Source organism: Streptomyces sp. SP18CS02 (assembly GCF_036322365.1).
GTDB lineage: Bacteria > Actinomycetota > Actinomycetes > Streptomycetales > Streptomycetaceae > Streptomyces.
On the sequence record NZ_JAQYXC010000303.1, the window covers coordinates 84,606 to 103,492 of the forward strand.

The following is an 18,887-nucleotide window of genomic DNA, read 5'->3' on the forward strand; positions in this document are numbered from 1 at the left end:
CCCGGACGGGGGGTTCTCACCCGTCCGGGGGCCCCGGCTCCCCTGCTCCCCCCGCCCCCCGGCCCGCCGGCCGCGCGGGCCGGTGGGGGCGGGGGGGTGTCGGCCGGGTCAGCCCAGGGACGTCATCACGTGCTTGATGCGCGTGTAGTCGTCGAAGCCGTACGCCGAGAGGTCCTTGCCGTAGCCGGACTTCTTGAAGCCGCCGTGGGGCATCTCCGCGACCAGCGGGATGTGGGTGTTGATCCAGACGCAGCCGAAGTCCAGCGCCTTGGACATGCGCATGGCGCGGGCGTGGTCCTTGGTCCAGACGGACGAGGCCAGGGCGTACTCGACGCCGTTGGCGTACTCCAGGGCCTGCTCCTCGTCGCGGAACGACTGGACCGTGATGACCGGGCCGAAGACCTCGTTCTGGATGATCTCGTCGTCCTGCTTGAGGCCCGAGACGACGGTCGGGGCGTAGAAGAAGCCCTTGTCGCCGACCCGGTGGCCGCCCGCCTCGACCTTGGCGTGGGCGGGGAGGCGCTCGATGAAGCCGCTGACCTGGGCGAGCTGGTTGGCGTTGTTCAGCGGGCCGTAGAGGACGTCCTCGTCGTCCGGCTGGCCGGTCTTGGTGTCGGCGGCGGCCTTGGCCAGCGCCGAGACGAACTCGTCGTGGATCGACTCGTGGACGAGGACGCGGGTGGCGGCCGTACAGTCCTGGCCCGCGTTGAAGAAGCCCGCCACCGAGATGTCCTCGACGGCCTTGGGGATGTCGCTGTCCTCGAAGACGACGACCGGCGCCTTGCCGCCCAGCTCCAGGTGGACGCGCTTGACGTCCTTGGCCGCGGACTCGGCGACCTGCATGCCGGCGCGTACGGAGCCGGTGATGGAGGCCATCGCGGGGGTCCGGTGCTCGACCATGGCGCGGCCCGTCTCGCGGTCGCCGCAGATGACGTTGAAGACGCCCTTGGGGACGATCGAGCCGATGATCTCGGCGATCAGCACGGTGGAGGCGGGCGTGGTGTCGGACGGCTTGAGCACGACGGTGTTGCCCGCCGCCAGCGCCGGCGCGAACTTCCACACGGCCATCATCATCGGGTAGTTCCACGGCGCGACCTGCGCGCAGACACCCACCGGCTCACGGCGGATGATCGAGGTCAGGCCCTCCATGTACTCGCCGGCGGACTTGCCCTCCAGCATGCGCGCCGCACCCGCGAAGAAGCGGATCTGGTCCACCATCGGCGGGACCTCTTCGGTGCGGGTGAGCTCCAGCGGCTTTCCGGTGTTCTCGGACTCGGCCGCGATGAGGTCCTCGGCGCGCTCCTCGAAGGCGTCCGCGATCTTCAGCAGGACCTTCTGGCGCTCCGCGGGAGTGGCGTCGCGCCAGGCGGGGAACGCCGCGGCGGCGGCCTCCATGGCCGCGTCCACGTCGGCCTGTCCCGAGAGCGGGGAGGTGGCGTACACGTCGCCGGTGGCCGGGTTGACCACGTCGATGGTCCGTCCGTCGGCGGCGTCCCGGAACTCCCCGTTGATGTAGTTGCGCAGACGACGCAGCTCGGTGGTCACTTGCCACCCCTCCTGTCGGTCTAGGTGTCCAAAGCGTGAGACACCCACCCTAAGGGGTGAGGCGACGCTTTCGACAGGCCCGACGCTCCACAACTTCGGATTCAGTGACATCTGGTCTCCGGAACAACGAATTTCATCGGTCTGGGGTTGCCAGACTGTCGAGTCTCGGTGCAGAGTGAAGGTGTGGCCAGCCGAAGCGCAGACTCCAGGGCCGGGAACGGATCGTCCCCCGCGATCGATGCCGTGTCCCTGGCGATCATCGAACAGCTCCAGGAGGACGGGCGCCGTCCGTACGCCGCGATCGGCAAGGCCGTCGGCCTCTCCGAAGCGGCCGTGCGCCAGCGCGTCCAGAAGCTCCTCGACCAGGGCGTCATGCAGATCGTCGCCGTGACCGACCCGCTCACGGTGGGCTTCCGCCGTCAGGCGATGGTCGGCATCAACGTCGAGGGCGACCTGGATCCGGTGGCGGAAGCCCTGACGGCCATGGCCGAATGTGAGTACGTGGTGATGACCGCGGGCTCGTTCGACCTGATGGTGGAGATCGTCTGCGAGGACGACGACCACCTGCTGGATGTGATCAACCGGCGCATCCGCACCCTTCCCGGCGTGCGCTCCACCGAGAGCTTCGTCTACCTCAAGCTCAAGAAGCAGACCTACATGTGGGGAACCCGATAGCCGTGACCAAGGACCGCAGCGACCTTTCGAAGTCCGCGTACGACCACCTGTGGATGCACTTCACCCGCATGTCGTCGTACGAGAACAGCCCCGTGCCGACCATCGTGCGTGGTGAGGGCACCTACATCTACGACGACAAGGGCAAGCGCTACCTCGACGGCCTCGCGGGCCTGTTCGTGGTCCAGGCCGGCCACGGCCGCAAGGAGCTCGCCGAGGTCGCCGCCAAGCAGGCGCAGGAGCTCGCCTTCTTCCCCGTGTGGTCGTACGCCCACCCGAAGGCGGTCGAGCTGGCGGAGCGTCTCGCGCACCACGCCCCGGGCGACCTGAACAAGGTCTTCTTCACCACCGGCGGCGGCGAGGCGGTCGAGACCGCCTGGAAGCTGGCCAAGCAGTACTTCAAGCTCCAGGGCAAGCCGACCAAGTACAAGGTCATCTCCCGCGCCGTCGCCTACCACGGCACCCCGCAGGGCGCTCTGTCGATCACCGGCCTGCCGGCCCTCAAGGCACCCTTCGAGCCGCTGGTCCCCGGTGCCCACAAGGTGCCGAACACCAACATCTACCGCGCGCCGCTCTTCGGCGACGACCCGGAGGCCTTCGGCCGCTGGGCCGCCGACCAGATCGAGCAGCAGATCCTCTTCGAGGGCCCGGAGACCGTCGCCGCGGTGTTCCTGGAGCCGGTGCAGAACGCCGGCGGCTGCTTCCCGCCGCCGCCCGGGTACTTCCGGCGGGTCCGCGAGATCTGCGACCAGTACGACGTGCTGCTCGTCTCCGACGAGGTCATCTGCGCCTTCGGCCGCCTCGGCACGACCTTCGCGTGCGACAAGTTCGGCTACGTGCCGGACATGATCACCTGCGCCAAGGGCATGACGTCGGGCTACTCCCCGATCGGCGCCTGCATCATCTCCGACCGTCTGGCCGAGCCGTTCTACAAGGGTGACAACACCTTCCTGCACGGCTACACCTTCGGTGGCCACCCGGTCTCCGCGGCCGTCGGCCTCGCCAACCTCGACCTGTTCGAGCGCGAGAAGCTCAACCAGCACGTGCTCGACAACGAGGGCAACTTCCTGTCGACGCTGGAGAAGCTGCACGACCTGCCGATCGTCGGCGACGTCCGCGGCAACGGCTTCTTCTACGGCATCGAGCTGGTCAAGGACAAGCACACCAAGGAGTCGTTCAACGACGAGGAGACCGAGCGCGTCCTGTACGGCTTCCTCTCCAAGGCGCTGTACGACAACGGCCTCTACTGCCGCGCCGACGACCGTGGCGACCCGGTCATCCAGCTGGCTCCGCCGCTGATCTCCGACCAGTCCACGTTCGACGAGATCGAGCAGATCCTCCGGGCCACCCTCACCGAGGCCTGGACCAAGCTCTGATCATCCGATCGTAGGCCGAACGCGGCCCGGGTCGTGCCCCATCCGAGTGAGATGGGCGCACCCGGGCCGCGTGCTGTGCGTACCACCCCGTTCTGAATATCTACGGTGCCCAGTGACCGACAGGCCGTGCCCTCGTTCGCCCGTACGGCGCAACGAAGGCACGGGGGACGACCCATCAGAACCGATACCGAGGTGTACGCCATGGTGGCCCCACCGGACAACGACGTGCTCTGGGCACGCGCCCTGCACCACTCCCACAACGGCTCCCCCGCGCTGGGTGGCGTCTCCCTCGGCGTACGCGAGGGCGAGATCCTCGCCCTCAGCGGACCCCGCGGCTGCGGCAAGACGACCCTGCTGCGCTGCCTGTCCGGCCAGCTCGTTCCCCAGCAGGGCGAGGTCTGGTTCAACAGCGCCCCCGTCCACACGATGAGCCCCCTCCAGCGCGAGCGGCTGCGCCGCGACCGGTTCGGCTGGATCGCCCCCGAGCCGGCCCTCGTCCCGGAGCTCACCGCCTGGGAGAACACCGCCCTCCCCCTCCTGTTGCACGGCACCGCGCACCGCTCCGCCAAGGCGACCGCCATGGAGTGGCTGGAGCGGCTCGACATCGGCGAGTACGCGCGCAAGCGGCCCGCCGCACTGCTCCAGTCGCAGCGCCAGCGCGTCGCGACCGCCCGGGCGCTGGTGTCCACACCGGCCGTACTGTTCGCGGACGAGCCCACCGCGGCCCTGCACCGCGCCGACGGCGCCCTGCTGCTCCGCACGCTGACCGCGGCCGCGCGCTCGCACCGCATCACCGTCGTCCTCGCCACCCACGACACCGACGTGGCGGCGCTCGCGGACCGCACGGTCGCGCTCCTCGACGGGCGGCGCGTCAACACCGTGCATCTCAACGGGGCGGAGGGTCGCGACGCGTGCTCGCTCTCCGTCTAGCCCGGGGCTCCCATCCCCTGGTCATGCTGCGCCGCCTGCTGGTCTCGGCCGCCTCGGCCGGCGTCGGCTTCCTGCTGCTGTGCACGCTGGGGTACGCGATGGGGCACCCCGACGACTCGTCGGCCTCCCTGCTGCGCCTGCTCTGGTGCGTGCTGCCGCTCGTGGCGACCGTGCACTTCGCCGTCGCCGTCGCGCGTACGGACCCCAGCACCCGCCCGTGCGAGAGCCTGTCCGCCCTGGGGTACGGTCCGGGGCGCATGAGCGCGCTCGCCGCCGCGTCGACCGCCCTGTCCTGCACCCTCGGCTCCTCGCTGGCCCTGCTCGTCTACCTCCATCTGCGCGGCGACATCACCGGAATGCCGTTCGACGGGGCGGCGGCCGAACTGCTCGCCGCGGGCCGGCCCCTGCCGCTGGCGGCCGCGCTGACCCTGCTCTCCGTCGTCCCGGTCTCCGCGGCCCTGTCCGTCGCGCTGATCCTGCGCCCGCGCCGCACACCGCTCCCGAAGGAGGGGGCGCTGGACGAGGCGCTGGAGGAGCCCGCGGCCCCGGAACCGGCGAAGAAGCCGACCGCCCCGCCGGCCGGCCTGCCGTGGGGCATGGCGCTGCTGGCGCTGGGCCTCGCGCTGGAGACCTACTCCGCCGGGAACCGGTCCGGCGCGACGCTCTCCCTGCCCGGCGGCTCGGACGGGAGCCCGACCGGGGTACTGGTGGGCTGGGCCCTGACGGCGGCGGGCCTCGCGTTCGCCGGGCCGGGCATCACCCATCTGTGCGGCCGTCTGCTCCAGGCGTACCGGCCGTGCGCCACCCGGCTGCTCGCCGGCCGCGCGCTCATGGAGGAGGCCAGGCGCATCGGGCGCCCGCTGGGCGTGGCGGCCGCCGTGGCCTCGGCGACGATCGCGGTCACGACCGTCTACGGCCAGGGCGACGGCCGCCCCTTCGGGCCGCTGACCGGTCTGGGCGCGACACTGGTCATGGCGTGCACCACGGCGACGCTGCTCACCTCGGCCCTGGAGTCGCGCCAGGCCCGCGTCGACACCAAGGACGCGCTGCTGCGGCTGGGCGCCTCGGCCGCGATGCTCCGGATGGCCGCCGCGCTGCGGGCCGTGACACTGCTGGCGGTGTTCGCCCCGCTGACCTGGGCGGTGGCGGCCCTGGCGGCCCTGCCCCTGCAGGGCTGAGCCGGATCGGGGCGCCCCCCGCGCGGGGGGCGCCTCCTCCGTACGGTCCGCGTGGGGCGTCCCCTATCGTGGCGGCATGTCGCAGACCCCCACGCACGACCACGACCGCGAGATAGAGACGCTACGGGAGTTCGACGAGGTGGTCCTGCGCGGCAGCCTCGTCGGATACCGGGTGCAGTCCGTCGACCTGACGGACCGTTCGTCCGCCCTGCTGGGCGTCGACACCACCGGCGCGGTCTTCCTGGGGTGCGCCATGCGGCCCGACGCGGCCGCCAAGGTGCGCACCGACGGGGCGCTGGTCTTCCCGCCCGTGCCGAACCTGCCGTTCGACCCCTACCGGGGGCTGTTGTACTCCCCCGACGAGCTGTTCGCGGGCCTCGGCGACCCGGCCGGGGACGACGGCGGCCGGGCCGGGTACGCGGCCACGCCGGACGCCCTCGCCTACGAGTGGTTCCGGCGGACCAGGACGGACGGCGACATCTTCGCGTCGATGCTGCGGGCCGTCCACGACGACTCCGTCTCCGACGCCCTCGACGAACACCTCGCGGGCGCGCGGGTCGTCGGTGTGATGGGCGGGCACGCCATGGCGCGGGGCACCGACGCGTACGCCGGCGCCGCCCGTCTCGGCCGGACCCTGGCCCGCGCCGGGCTGAGCGTGGCCACCGGCGGCGGACCCGGCGCCATGGAGGCGGCCAACCTCGGCGCGTACGCCGCGCCCCACCCCGACGGGATGCTCGACGAGGCCCTGCTGCTGCTCGGCAAGGAGCCGTCCTTCACGCCGTCGGTGAGCGACTGGGCCGCGGCGGCCTTCGAGGTGCGGTCCCGCTGGCCCGGGGGCGGCCCGTCGGTCGGCATTCCCACCTGGTTCTACGGGCACGAGCCGCCGAACGCGTTCGCCTCGCACATCGCCAAGTACTTCGCCAACGCCACCCGCGAGGACGGTCTGCTGGCGCGCTCCAACGCGGGCGTGGTGTTCCTGCCGGGCGCGGCGGGCACCGTCCAGGAGATCTTCGACAACGCCACACCCAACTACTACGAGTCGCGCGGCGAACCGACGCCGATGGTCCTGGTCGACCGCGCGCACTGGACGGAACGCCTGCCGGCCTGGCCGCTGTTGCGCAAGCTGGCCGAGGGCCGCGCGATGGAGCCCCGGATCGCGCTCGTCGACAGCGTGGACGAGGCCCCGGAAGCGCTGCGGCGACTGTCCGCCTAGCGGCCGAGCAGGCCGGCGAGCGTGTCGTAGCTACGGTCCCAGTCCCACGCGCGTCCGACCCACTCCCGGCCCTCGCGGCCCATGGCGTCCGCCGTCCGGCGGTCGGCCAGCATCGCGGTGAGCGCGTCCGCCACGGCGGACGTGTCCCGGCCGTCGACCACCCGGCCCGTCTCCCCGTCCCGCACGGCGTCCGGTGCGCCGCCCGAGTCACCCGCCAGTACGGGCAGTCCGGCCGCGGCCGCCTCCAGGTAGACGATGCCGAGACCTTCCACCTCCAGGCCGCGCTTGCGGGTGCGGCACGGCATCGCGAACACGTCCGCCGCCGCGTAGAAGGACGGCAGGGCGGTGTGCGGGTGGCCGCCGGCGAGGACGACGGCCTCCTCGACGCCGCACGCGACGGCGAGGCGGCGCAGCCGCCGTTCGTACGGGCCGGCGCCGACGAGCAGCAGGACGGTGCCGGGGACGCGGGCGCGGACCGCCGGCATCGCGCGGATGAGCGTGTCCTGCCCCTTGCGGGCGACGAGCCGGGCCACGCACAGGACCACCGGGGCGCCGGCGAGCCCGTACCGCCGTCCGGTGTCCCCGGGGTCGCCGCCCGGCCGGAACACGTCGGTGTCCACCCCGGGGACGAGCCGCGCCGACCGCACCCCCGGGCCGAGTGCCGCGCCGATCGGTGCCCAGGTGCCCGGCCCCAGGTGGGTGACGGTGTCCACCTGGGCGCCGATCCGCCGCAGCAGGGCCCGCGGCCCCGGAGTGCGGGCCCACCAGACCTCGTGGCCGTGTGTGGTGGCGACCAGGCGCCGTACGCCCGCCTCGCGGCGCAGCCGCCCCGCCATCAGCCCCAGCGGCGCGGCCGCCCCGAACCACACACTGCGGCAGCCGTACCGGCGGGCGAGGGCGACGGCCCGGCCGGTCGCCCGGGGCGTCGGCAGCAGCATGCGGGCCCGGTCGCGCACCACGGGATAGGGAAGGCGGGCGTCGTGCGCGGCGGCCCCCGGCTCGTGGGAGGTGTACACGACGACCCCGCCGGGCGGGAAGCGGTCGGTCATCGCTGCGACGAAGGTCTCTATGCCGCCCTGGCGGGGCGGGAAGTCATTGGTGACGACGAGCGTGCGGTGCATGGAGGCCCCCGAGACAGGTGAGCAGGACGAACGGGTGGACGAGATAGCCGAACCGGGTGGCCGGCATGAGGGCGATCGCGAGCGTCAGCCCGAGGGCGAGCCGCCGGGCCGCCGCGGGGACCGTCGCGGGCGGGCGCACGAGGAGGGAGAGGCCGAGCAGCACGGCGCTCACCGCGAGCAGCACGGCCGCCACGACGGTGCCGCCCGGCACGTGCGCGGCGAGCAGGTGGCCGGGGAAGGGTGTCGCGGCGGGTGAGGCGGTGGGGGTGAGTCCCAGCGGGAAGGCGATGACGTTCTCGTGGAAGGCCGCCGGACTCAGGAGGGCCGCGGGTACGACGAGGGCCCCGGCGACGGTCAGGGCGGCCAGGCCGCAGCGCACCGCCGGCCATCGGTCGCCCGCCCGCCGAGGCGGAGCCGCCCGGCGGGCCCGGACCGCGAGCAGGGCGAGCGCCACCGGCAGAGCGGGCCAGGCGGTCCACTTCAGCGCCGCGGCCAGCCCGAGGACGAGCCCGGCGCCGCCCGCACGGCCCCGGCCGGCCAGGGCGAGGCCCAGGCACATGAGGCCCACGACCGGCAGGTCGACACCGCCGACGGCCAGGGGGAGAGCGACCAGCGGGTTCGCGAGCGCGTGCAGGGGGGGCCGTGTCACGGCGAGGGCGGCGACGAGGACGGCGCCCATCCACCAGCGGGGATCGCCGGGCAGCAGCCCGAGGAGGGCCATGCCGGGCAGGTAGGGGTTGTAGGCGGCCAGGGAGCCGGGCGCGTCGGCGTAGGGGCTGCCGGTCGCGGCCAGCAGGGCACCCGACCGTTCGACGACCGCGACCTCCAGCTGGCCCCGGCCGGACGCGACCAGCAGGACCAACGGTGCGACGGCCGCGCCCAGCAGCGCGGTGATCGCCGCCGCGCGCCGGTGACGGCGACCGGCGAGCAGCGCCGCCGCCGCGTAGCCGCCGGCCGCCACCGCGCCCCACACCCGGTGCGGCACGATGTCCGACACCACCGCGAGTACGGCGGCGAACGCCGCGCACGCCGACCAGGCGGCGGCCGCGGTGCGCGCCGCCGGCCTCAACGTCTGTCCCTCCAGGACCCGTTCGCCGGTCATGGTGACGACGCTAGGGAGCGGTGGTGCCCGGTTCGTCACCCGTGGATCCGGTCTTCGGGGTCGGCCCCTGGCATGACGCGGAGTGCGGGGATCAACCCGTGCTCCGACGTGCGCGGCGCGGCCCACCGGAACAATCAGGGGCATGAACGTGCTCGTCCGAACGCTGCGCCGCGCGGTGCACTCGCCCGCCTACCCGTGGACCACCGGGGTCCTGCTGACCCTGTGCACCGTGCTGGAGCTGGTGCTCGTGCCGGGCACACCGGTGGTGGCGTGCTCGGTGCTGGTCTCGTCGGCGTCCCTGGTCTGGCGGCGGGCACGGCCGGAGACCGCGATCGTCGCGGTCGCCGCCGCCTTCGTCGGGTTCGGCGCCGACACGAGTCTCTACCTCGTCACGATGGTCAGCGGCCTGAACGGCTGGTACACCCTGGGGCGGCACCGTGTGCAGCACCCCGGCCTGCTGATCGGCGCCGGGTTCCTGGCCTCGCTGGGCGTGAACCTCGTGCACATCCGGAAGTGGGCCGGACTCCCTCAGGACGTGGGCCCCGTGTTCGTCCGGGCCGATCGGCTGGACCTGGGGCTCTACGCGGAGACGTTCCTGCTGACGGTGGTGGTCCTCGGCGCGGTCAGCGCGGGTGACGCGGTGCGCTCCCGTGAGGAGACCCGGCGCGAACGGGCCGCGGGCCAGCAGCGGTTGCTCGCCATGGAGCGCCGGCAGGCGGCCGAGACCGAGCGGGCCGCGATCGCCCGGGAGCTGCACGACGTCGTGGCCCACTCGGTGTCGGTGATCGCGGTGCAGGCGGAGAGCGCCACCTACACCACGCCGGACCTGTCCCCGCAGGCCCGCGACGCGCTCCAGCAGATCGCCGGCACGGCCCGTTCCTCGATGACGGAACTGCGGCGGCTGCTGGGGGTGTTGCGCGCCGGCTCGGGCGAGAGGGCGGCGACCGCGCCCCAGCCGACGCTGGCGGATCTGGACGAACTGCTGGAACAGCACCGCGCGGTGGGCGGCCGGGCGGAGCTGCGCGTCCGGGGCGAGCGCGTGGGTCTGGCGGCCGGCCTGGAGCTCTCCGCGTACCGGATCGTGCAGGAGGCGCTGACGAACGCGCGTCGGCACGCCCCGGGGGCGCATACGGTGGTGGAGGTCGGCTACCGGGCGGACCTGCTGTCGCTGCGCATCGTGGACGACGGGCCGGGGCCGCCCCCCGCGCGGACCGGCGGGCACGGGCTGGCCGGGATGCGGGAGCGGGCGGCGCTGCTCGGCGGGCGGGTGCGCACGGGAGGCGGTCCGGAAGGCGGTTTTCTGGTGGAGGCGGAGCTCCCGTGGTGATCAGGGCGATGGTGGCCGACGACCAGGCGGTGGTACGCGCCGGCTTCGTGAACCTGCTGGCCACGCAGGAGGACATCGAGGTCGTCGGGGAGGCCGAGGACGGGGTGGCGGCGGTCCGGGTGGCGGCGGAGCAGCGGCCCGATCTCGCGCTCCTGGACATCCGGATGCCGCACCGGAACGGCATCGAGGCCGCCCGGGAGATCCTCGCCGCCTCGGACGGGCGCACGAAGGTGCTGATGCTGACCACCTTCGACCTGGACGAGTACGTGTACGAGGCCCTGGCGGCCGGAGCGAGCGGCTTCCTGCTGAAGGACGCGACCTTTCCCGAGCTGCTGCACGCGGTGAGGGTGGTGGCGCGGGGCGACGCGCTGCTGGCACCCGCGATCACCCGCCGGCTGGTGGGGGAGTTCGCCCGGCAGCGGGCCGGGGTGCTGCCGCCCCGGCCGGTCGAAGGACTGACCGCGCGGGAGGCGGAGGTCCTCGTACTGATCGCCAAGGGCATGTCCAACGCGGAGATCGCCGTCCGGCTCACCATCACGGACCACACGGTGAAGACCCACATCAACCGGCTGTTCGCCAAGAGGGGGCTGCGCGACCGCGCGCAGGCGGTGATCCTCGCGTACGAACTGGGTCTGGTACGGCCCGGGGCGGGCTGCCCGCCGTCCGCGACCGGATGAGAGCGCTTGAATTGCGAACGAAGTAAGACAGAAGCAACTCCGGGGCCCGAACTCACGTCTGGCAGACCGAACCGCACACCCTGCCAGCCCCTTCCCGAGCCATCGATCGGAGCCGGACGTGCTCATTGGACTCTTGACGGCCGTCGCGGCCTCGATCTGCTACGGCACGGGCTCCGTCCTGCAAGCCGTCGGCTCGCGCAGGTCCGCCCGCCGCGAGGCCGCCGCGGGCAGCACCACCCAGCACGGCGGACCCAGCCTGTCGTCGACCGCCAAGGCGGCGATGACCTGGGAGTTCATCGTCGGCACCATCCTCGACTTCGTGGGCTTCGGGCTCGGCGCGCTGGCCGCCCGGATGCTGCCGCTGTTCCTCTCCCAGACCGTGATCAGCGCCAACCTGGTGATCACCGCGGTGCTGAGCGTCAAGCTGCTCGGCATCCGGCTGACCCGGGCCGAGTGGACCTCGATCGGCGTGGTCTGCTCCGCGCTGGTGCTGCTGGCCACCGCGGCCGGCCCGGAGGGCGGCGGCCGCACGGCGGTCAGCACCCACTGGTGGCTGCTGGCGATCTCGCTGCTGCTGATGGTGGGCGGGACGGTCGTCGTGCGGCTGATGGGGGCGCGTGCCGCGATCCTCGCCGGTCTGCTCTCCGGCCTGGGCTTCGGCGCGCTCGGTGTGGGTGTGCGGGTGCTCGACGGGGTCGACCCGTTCGACCTCGGCACGCTCCTCGCCGACCCGGCGCTGTACGCGATCCTGGTCGCCGGCACCGGCGGCATGTACCTGCACACGGTGGCGTTGCAGATCGGGTCGGTGAACGGCGCGACCGCGGCGCTGGTGGTCGGCGAGACGGTGCTGCCGGGCATCATCGGGGTGCTGTGGCTGGGCGACTCGTCCCGGCCCGGCCTCGCCTGGCTGGCGGTCACCGGGTTCCTGCTGGCGGTGGCGGGGGCGGTCGCTGTGGCGTGGTTCGGCGCGCCGGAGGGCGGTGCGCAGGACGGCCCGCGGGCGCAGGACGAGGAGCCCCGGGAACTGGCCGGGGTCGGCTGAGCGGGGGGTTGCGCGAGGGAGGCCGCGTGCTCCGGGGCGGGCCGGTCCATGGGCGGGCGGACGGGCCGAAGGGCGCCCCGCCCTTGGGCCGGGCAGGCACCCTGCCCGGGGCCGCGAGCCGCCCCGCCCGGGGCCGGAAGGCGCCTCGTAGACTCCCGGCAGAGGGATGAGACATGGGGCTACGGCTCAAGATAGGTGCCACGATCACCGCCACCGCCGCGCTCGCGGCGCTCGTGACGGGCGTCCAGGTACCGCGGCTGCTGGAGGACCGGGGCCGCGACCAGGTGATGGAACGGCTGCTCTTCGCCGAGAGGATGTACGAGGCCGGTGACGGCCGGCAGCGTCTCGGCCTCAGGATCGACCCGCCCAATCTGCCGGACGAGCTGCGCCGGATGGTCCTGCGGGGCCGCCGCGCCACCTATGTGCAGCAGAACGGGGACCGCCGGCAGATCTGGGCCGCGACCGTCTACGACGGCCATGTCCTCGCCCTCACGCAGCACGAGGACCCGCTGTCGGGGGAGCTCCAGAGCGGGATGTTCCGCGCGGGGGCCGTCGGTACGGCCGTCGCCACCCTCATCGGACTGCTGCTGGCCACCCGGCTGGGCCGCCGGCTGCGGCTCTCCGCCTGCCGGGCCGAGCAGATCACCGGGGGCGACCTCGACGCCCGGCTCCCCGGCAACGGCCGGGACGAGATCGCGACGCTGACCCGGGCCGTCAACACGATGGCCGAGGCGCTCGCCGGCCGGTTGCGGGCCGAGCGCGAGGTGACCGCGAACATCGCCCATGAGCTGCGCACCCCGGTGGCCGGTCTGGTCGCCGCGGCCGGCCTGCTGCCGGACGGCAGGGCCGAGTCGATGGTCAAGGAACGGGTGGCCCGGATGCGGGACCTGATGGAGGACGTCATCGAGGTCGCCCGTCTCGACAACGGGGGCGAGGAGGCCGAGTCGCGGCTGGTGGAGCTGGGCTCCCTCGCCGCCCGTACGGTCAGGGCCGTGGAGACCACGGCGGACGTGCGCGTGGACATCGTCGAGGACGCGTTCGTGGAGACCGACTCCCGGCGGGTGGAGCGCATACTCACCAACCTGGTCAGCAACGCCCTGCGGCACGGCGCCGAACCCGTCGTCGTCGAGGTCGAGGGCGGTACGGTGCGGGTCCGCGACCACGGCGCCGGCTTCCCCGAGCACCTGCTGACGCACGGGCCGCGGCGTTTCCACACCAGCGCGGTCGGCAAGGGCCTGGGCCTCGGCCTGACGATCGCCGCGGGGCAGGCCGAGGTCCTCGGCGCGGGACTGCGGTTCACCGCCACCGCCGACGGCGGCGCGTGTGCCGTACTGGACCTGACGGACTCGGTACGCCGGCCGCCGGCCGACGCCTGACCCGGCGGCCTCCCGGGCGGTGAACCCACGCCCGCGGCCCTCGCGCCGGAACCCGCGCCCCGGCCTCAGGCCAGTACGACCACCTCGTCCGGGGCGAACGTCACCCCGGCCACCGCGCCCGTCTCCGGCGCGTCGCGCAGGGCGCACTCCGCCTCCAGCGGCGGCCCGTCGTCCGGCCGCAGCCGGACCGCGACGTGGTTGCCCCGGAAGGTGCGGCCCTCCACCGTGCAGCGCAGCCCCTCGGCCGGGTCCCCGAGCCGCACCCCCGCGGGCCGCACCAGCACCTGGCGCGCGCCCTGAGGGCTCTCGGCGGGCACCGGCACCTTGCCCCAGACGGTGTCGGCGGCCTCCCCGCACACCGTCGCCGCCACGACGTTGTCGAAACCGAGGAAGCGGGCGACGAACGCGGAGGCGGGGCGCTGCCAGACCTCCAGCGGGGTGCCGGTCTGGGCGATCCCGCCGTCCCGCATGACCACGACCCGGTCGGCGAGGGCGAACGCCTCGCCCTGGTCGTGGGTGACGGCGAGCACCGTGGTCCCCAGCCGCCCGAAGAGCTGCCGGAGTTCGACCACGAGCCGCTCCCGCAGCCCCCGGTCGAGCTGGCCGAGCGGCTCGTCGAGCATCAGCAGCCGGGGGCTGGGGGCCAGGGCCCGGGCGAGGGCCACCCGCTGCTGCTCGCCGCCGGACAGCTCGGCGACCGCGCGGCGCTCGGCGCCCGGCAGGCCGACGAGGTCCAGCAGTTCGGCGACCCGCGCGGCCTGCCGCTGCCGGGAGTCGCCGCGCATGCGCAGCCCGAAGGCGACGTTGCCGCCCACATCCCGCTGCGGGAACAGCTGGTGGTCCTGGAACATCAGGCCCACCCCGCGCCGGTGGACCGGCACCCCGGCCTGGTCGGCGCCGGCCAGCAGGACGCGTCCGCCGTCCGTCCGCTGGAGCCCGGCGACCACGCGCAGCAGTGTCGACTTGCCACTGCCGCTCGGCCCGAGCACGCACACGATCTCGTGGTCGGCGACCGTCAGATCCACCGCGTCGAGGGCGGGACGGTCCCCGAAGCGGACGGTCACGCCTTCCAGGCCGAGCATCTAGAACTCCCCGGAGCGGTCGGTACGGATACGTTCGAGCAGCAGCAACGCCACCGCGCACACCACCATCAGAATCGTCGAGAGGGCCATGGCCTGGCCGTAGTTGAGCTCGCCGGGCCGTCCGAGGAGCCGCGCCACGGCCACCGGGAGCGTCGGGTCGTCGGGGCGGGCGATGAAGACGGTCGCCCCGAACTCGCCCAGCGAGACGGCGAACGCGAAGCCGGCCGCGACCAGCACCGCCCGTCGCACCAGCGGCAGATCGACCTCGCGCCAGGCCCGCAGCGGGGACGCCCCGAGCACGGCGGCGGCCTCGCGCAGCCGCGCGTCCACCGCCCGCAGCACCGGCAGCATCGTCCGGACGACGAAGGGCACTCCGACCAGCGCCTGGGCGAGCGGCACCAGGATCCACGAGGAGCGCAGGTCCAGCGGCGGCTCGTCCAGTGTGATCAGGAACCCGAAGCCGACCGTCACGGCGGAGACGCCGAGCGGCAGCATCAGCAGCGCGTCGAACCCCCGGACCAGCCGGCCGGCCCTGCGGGTGAGCGCGGCGGCGGCGAGACCGCCGATGACCAGGGCGATGGCGGTGGCGGCGAGCGCGTACTGGAGCGAGTTCCAGATGGCCTCCAGCGGCGGCACGAGGAAGGTGCCGCCGCCCGCGCCGGCGTCCTGGAGCGCCCGGTAGAACATGAGGCCGAAGCCGTCCGCCCCATGGAAGGAGCGGGTGATCAGCACGCCGATCGGCAGCAGGATCAGCAGCAGCACGGTCGTCAGGACGCCGCCGAGCAGGAACCGCTGCCCGGCGCCGGCCGGGCGGCGGGCGGTGCCGGCCGGATCGACCAGCCTCAGCGCCGTCTCCCTGCGCCGTACCGTCCACGCGTGGACGGCGAGGATCGCGCCGACCGCCGCGAACTGCACCAGGGTCAGCACCGCCGCCGTCGGGAGGTCGAGCAGCTGCGCGGTCTGCCGGTAGATCTCCGCCTCCAGGGTGGAGTAGGCGGGCCCGCCGAGGATCTGCACGACGCCGAAGGAGGTGTACGTGAAGAGGAACACCATCAGCGCGGCGGCCGCCACGGCCGGCGCGAGCGCGGGCAGCGTCACCCGGCGCCACGCGCCGAAGCGGGAGGCTCCGAGGACCCGTGCCGCCTCCTCCTGGCGCGGGTCGAGCTGCGACCACAGGCCGCCGACGGTCCGGACGACGACCGCGTAGTTGAAGAAGACGTGCGCGAGGAGGATCGCCCACACCGTGGTGTCGAGTCGTACGCCCCACAGCTCGTCGAGCAGGCCGCCGCGCCCCAGCAGCGCCAGGAACGCGGTGCCCACGACGACGGTGGGCAGCACGAACGGCACGGTCACCACCGCGCGCAGCACCTGCTTGCCGGGGAAGTCGAAGCGGGCGAAGACGTAGGCGCCGGGGAGTGCGATCAGCAGGGTCAGCGCGGTCGAGGCGAGCGCCTGCCAGGTGGTGAACCACAGGACGTCGAGGATGTCCGGGCGGCCCAGCACCTGGCCGAGCCGCCCGAGCCGCCAGACGCCGTCGGTCCTCAGCCCCCGTCCCACGATCGCGACGACGGGGTAGGCGAAGAAGAGGGCGAAGAACGCGACGGGCAGCGCCATGAGCCCGACCCGCAGGGCGCTGCCCCTCGGGTCGGGTGCGCGTCCGGCTCCGGACGTCTTCCTTACTTCAGGACGAGCGAGGACCACGTCTGGATCCACTGGTCACGGTTCTTGGCGATCTTGTCCGGGGCCACGGTCTGCGGCTTGTCGACCGTCACGCCGTGCCGCGTGAACAGCTCCGGCAGCACCGCGTCCCCGGCCACCGGGTTCACGAACATCTGGAGCGGCATGTCCTCCTGGAACTTCTTGCCGATCAGGAAGTCGATGAGGGCCTTGCCCCCGTCCGGGTTCTTCGCGCCGGTGAGCAGGCCCGCGAACTCGGTCTGCCGGAAGCAGGTGCCGGTGGCGACCCCCGTCGGCGCCTCCTTCGGCCGCGGCTCGGCGTACAGCACCTCGACGGGCGGGCTGGAGGCGTACGAGACGACCAGCGGCCGGTCGGCCTTGGCCTGCTTGCCGCCGGCCGAGCCGGAGAACTCCTGGTTGTAGGCGAGCTCCCAGCTGTCGACGACCTTGACGCCGTTGGCCTTCAGCTTCTTCCAGTAGCCCTGCCAGCCGTCGTCCCCGTAGCGGGCGGCCGTACCGAGCAGGAACCCCAGCCCGGGCGAGGAACGCTCCGGGTTCTCCACGACGAGGAGGTCCTTGTACGCGGGAGCGGCGAGGTCGTCGAAGTCCTGCGGCGGCGCCAGCTTCCTGTCGGCGAAGTACTTCTTGTCGTAGTTGACGCAGACGTCGCCGGTGTCGACGGGCGTCACGCGGTGCTTCTCCCGGTCGAGCTGCACGGCGGCGGGGATCCGGTCCAGGCCCTTCGCCTCGTACGGCTCGAACAGCCCGTTGTCGAGCGCGCGGGAGAGCAGGGTGTTGTCGACGCCGAAGAACACGTCGCCCTGGGGGGCGCCCTTGGTCAGGACGGCCTTGTTGACGGCCTCTCCCGCGTCTCCGCTCTTGAGCACCTTGACCGTGTAGCCGGTCTGCCGGGTGAACTCCTTGAGCACGGCGTCGGAGGCGTTGAACGAGTCGTGGCTGACGAGGGTGACCGTCTTGGACGTCGTCCCGCCGGACGCCGAGCCGTCGTCGGATCCGTCACCGCAGGCGGTGAGCGTCGTGACGCCCAGCGCGGCGGCGAGCGCGCCGACCGTGATCTTCCTGGTGGTGCTCACTGAGATTCCTCCTGGGTATGACCAGGAAGAGACGCGGCCCTGCCCTCCGGTCCCCCGGCGGGCAGGGCGCAACAGCTCGAGTTACGACCGAACTTCCTACCCAGAATGACCTGGGCGAGGTTCAGAGGGTCTGCGGTTCGATGACACCGCACTCTCAGCGCTGTGGCGCTCCCCTGTCGGAATATGAAGATGTTTCCGCGCCCAGCCTACATGCGGGGTACTCAGCGCTCGGAGGCGGCGAGCTGACCGCACGCTCCGTCGATCTCCTGCCCACGGGTGTCACGCACCGTGACGGGGACGCCATGGGCGGCGATCGCCTCCACGAACGCCTTCTCGTCCTCGGGACGGGAGGCGGTCCACCGGGACCCCGGCGTCGGGTTGAGCGGGATCAGGTTGACGTGGACGCGCTTGCCCTTGAGGAGACGGCCCAGCAGGTCGCCGCGCCACGCCTGGTCGTTGATGTCACGGATCAGCGCGTACTCGATGGAGATGCGGCGGCCGGACTTCTCGGCGTACTCCCAGGCGGCGTCCAGTACCTCCCGCACCTTCCAGCGCGTGTTGACCGGGACGAGGGTGTCGCGCAGCTCGTCGTCGGGGGCGTGCAGCGAGACGGCGAGGCGGCACTTGAATCCCTCGTCGGCGAACCGCAGCATCGCGGGCACCAGGCCGACCGTCGAGACGGTGATGCCCCGCTGGGAGAGGCCGAGCCCGTCGGGCTCCGGGTCGGTCAGCCGCCGGATGGCGCCGACGACCCGCTTGTAGTTCGCCAGCGGCTCGCCCATGCCCATGAAGACGATGTTGGAGAGCCGGGCCGGCCCCCCGGGCACCTCGCCGTCACGCAGGGCACGCATGCCGTCGACGATCTGGTGCACGATCTCGGCGGTGGAGAGGTTGCGGTCGAGACCGGCCTGGCCGGTGGCGCAGAAGGGGCAGTTCATGCCGCAGCCGGCCTGCGACGAGATGCACATCGTCACGCGGTCCGGGTAGCGCATCAGCACCGACTCGACGAGCGTGCCGTCGTGCAGGCGCCACAGCGTCTTGCGGGTGGTGTCGTCGTCGCAGGAGATGTGCCGTACGACCGACATCAGGTCGGGCAGCAGCTCCCCGGCGAGCTTCTCGCGGGAGGCCGCCGGGATGTCGGTCCACTGGGCCGGGTCGTGCGCGTACCGCGCGAAGTAGTGCTGGGAGAGCTGCTTGGCGCGGAACGGCTTCTCACCGATCGCGGCGACGGCCTCCTTGCGCTCGGCGGGCGTGAGGTCGGCGAGGTGCCGCGGAGGCTTCTTGGCTCCGCGCGGCGCGACGAAAGTGAGTTCTCCCGGTGCGGGGGCCATGAACGGAAACTCCTCAGTGGAAACGAGGCCCGGCCGCCTCCGCCGACGCGGAGCCGACGGCATGGGATGCCGCGGCCGGAGGACCTCACGCAGGTTCACCCCCGCAGTCGCGGGGCCGAAAGGGCCCGCCGCCGATGCGACGAG

At 73.2% G+C, this 18,887-nt stretch carries 16 protein-coding genes; 9 read left to right on the plus strand and 7 right to left on the minus strand.

Annotated elements, in window-relative coordinates; genetic code table 11:
• Positions 1–108: 108 nt before the first annotated feature.
• Entirely contained in the window at positions 109–1,545 is a 1,437-nt protein-coding gene (locus tag PUR26_RS31330) for a gamma-aminobutyraldehyde dehydrogenase (RefSeq protein ID WP_329877698.1), read from the minus strand.
• Positions 1,546–1,713: 168 nt separating this feature from the next.
• On the opposite strand from PUR26_RS31330, the gene PUR26_RS31335 reads away from it, so the two are divergent.
• From PUR26_RS31335 to PUR26_RS31355, 5 genes are all read left to right on the plus strand, one after another.
• The gene (locus tag PUR26_RS31335) at positions 1,714–2,220 is read left to right on the plus strand and encodes an Lrp/AsnC family transcriptional regulator (protein ID WP_329877700.1); all 507 of its coding nucleotides are present in this window, start codon (positions 1,714–1,716) and stop codon (positions 2,218–2,220) included.
• Positions 2,205–3,593, plus strand: a complete 1,389-nt coding sequence (locus tag PUR26_RS31340) for an aspartate aminotransferase family protein (protein ID WP_329877702.1) — start codon at positions 2,205–2,207, stop codon at positions 3,591–3,593. Before PUR26_RS31335 ends, PUR26_RS31340 begins: the two co-directional genes overlap by 16 nt.
• A 201-nt stretch (positions 3,594–3,794) precedes the next feature.
• Positions 3,795–4,523 carry an ABC transporter ATP-binding protein gene (locus PUR26_RS31345; RefSeq protein ID WP_329877704.1) on the plus strand — a complete coding sequence of 243 codons (729 nt, stop codon included), beginning with the start codon at positions 3,795–3,797 and terminating at the stop codon, positions 4,521–4,523.
• Complete coding sequence (locus PUR26_RS31350; protein WP_329877706.1) at positions 4,505–5,701, plus strand: hypothetical protein; 1,197 nt, start codon at positions 4,505–4,507, stop codon at positions 5,699–5,701. The genes PUR26_RS31345 and PUR26_RS31350 overlap by 19 nt, the downstream gene beginning before the upstream one ends.
• Before the next feature lie 76 nt (positions 5,702–5,777).
• Positions 5,778–6,914 (plus strand): LOG family protein, encoded by a 1,137-nt coding sequence (locus PUR26_RS31355; protein ID WP_329877708.1) that lies wholly within the window; start codon positions 5,778–5,780, stop codon positions 6,912–6,914.
• Here PUR26_RS31355 and PUR26_RS31360 read toward each other — a convergent pair.
• Both PUR26_RS31360 and PUR26_RS31365 read right to left on the minus strand, forming a co-directional pair.
• Positions 6,911–8,035 (minus strand): glycosyltransferase family 4 protein, encoded by a 1,125-nt coding sequence (locus PUR26_RS31360; RefSeq protein ID WP_329877709.1) that lies wholly within the window; start codon positions 8,033–8,035, stop codon positions 6,911–6,913. The two genes, PUR26_RS31355 and PUR26_RS31360, sit on opposite strands and share 4 nt — an antisense overlap.
• Positions 8,007–9,137: a hypothetical protein gene (locus PUR26_RS31365; RefSeq protein ID WP_329877711.1), complete on the minus strand. Its 1,131-nt coding sequence runs from the start codon at positions 9,135–9,137 to the stop codon at positions 8,007–8,009. Before PUR26_RS31365 ends, PUR26_RS31360 begins: the two co-directional genes overlap by 29 nt.
• 142 nt (positions 9,138–9,279) lie before the next feature.
• On the opposite strand from PUR26_RS31365, the gene PUR26_RS31370 reads away from it, so the two are divergent.
• From PUR26_RS31370 to PUR26_RS31385, 4 genes are all read left to right on the plus strand, one after another.
• Positions 9,280–10,464: a sensor histidine kinase gene (locus PUR26_RS31370; RefSeq protein ID WP_329877713.1), complete on the plus strand. Its 1,185-nt coding sequence runs from the start codon at positions 9,280–9,282 to the stop codon at positions 10,462–10,464.
• Positions 10,458–11,141 (plus strand): response regulator transcription factor, encoded by a 684-nt coding sequence (locus PUR26_RS31375; protein WP_329877715.1) that lies wholly within the window; start codon positions 10,458–10,460, stop codon positions 11,139–11,141. The genes PUR26_RS31370 and PUR26_RS31375 overlap by 7 nt, the downstream gene beginning before the upstream one ends.
• A gap of 118 nt (positions 11,142–11,259) precedes the next feature.
• Positions 11,260–12,183, plus strand: a complete 924-nt coding sequence (locus PUR26_RS31380) for a hypothetical protein (RefSeq protein ID WP_329877717.1) — start codon at positions 11,260–11,262, stop codon at positions 12,181–12,183.
• A 173-nt stretch (positions 12,184–12,356) separates the two neighbouring features.
• Positions 12,357–13,559, plus strand: a complete 1,203-nt coding sequence (locus tag PUR26_RS31385; RefSeq protein ID WP_329877719.1) for a sensor histidine kinase — start codon at positions 12,357–12,359, stop codon at positions 13,557–13,559.
• Positions 13,560–13,624: 65 nt separating this feature from the next.
• On the opposite strand, the gene PUR26_RS31390 is transcribed toward PUR26_RS31385, so the two are convergent.
• The 4 genes from PUR26_RS31390 to rlmN all read right to left on the minus strand — a co-directional run bounded on the left by PUR26_RS31390 (position 13,625) and on the right by rlmN (position 18,743).
• Positions 13,625–14,641 (minus strand): ABC transporter ATP-binding protein, encoded by a 1,017-nt coding sequence (locus tag PUR26_RS31390; RefSeq protein ID WP_329877721.1) that lies wholly within the window; start codon positions 14,639–14,641, stop codon positions 13,625–13,627.
• The gene (locus PUR26_RS31395; protein ID WP_329878556.1) at positions 14,642–16,255 is read right to left on the minus strand and encodes an ABC transporter permease; all 1,614 of its coding nucleotides are present in this window, start codon (positions 16,253–16,255) and stop codon (positions 14,642–14,644) included.
• Between the two features lie 62 nt (positions 16,256–16,317).
• Positions 16,318–17,412, minus strand: a complete 1,095-nt coding sequence (locus tag PUR26_RS31400) for a thiamine ABC transporter substrate-binding protein (protein WP_329877722.1) — start codon at positions 17,410–17,412, stop codon at positions 16,318–16,320.
• A 221-nt stretch (positions 17,413–17,633) separates the two neighbouring features.
• Positions 17,634–18,743, minus strand: a complete 1,110-nt coding sequence (gene rlmN / locus PUR26_RS31405) for a 23S rRNA (adenine(2503)-C(2))-methyltransferase RlmN (RefSeq protein WP_329877723.1) — start codon at positions 18,741–18,743, stop codon at positions 17,634–17,636.
• Between the last annotated feature and the right edge of the window lie 144 nt (positions 18,744–18,887).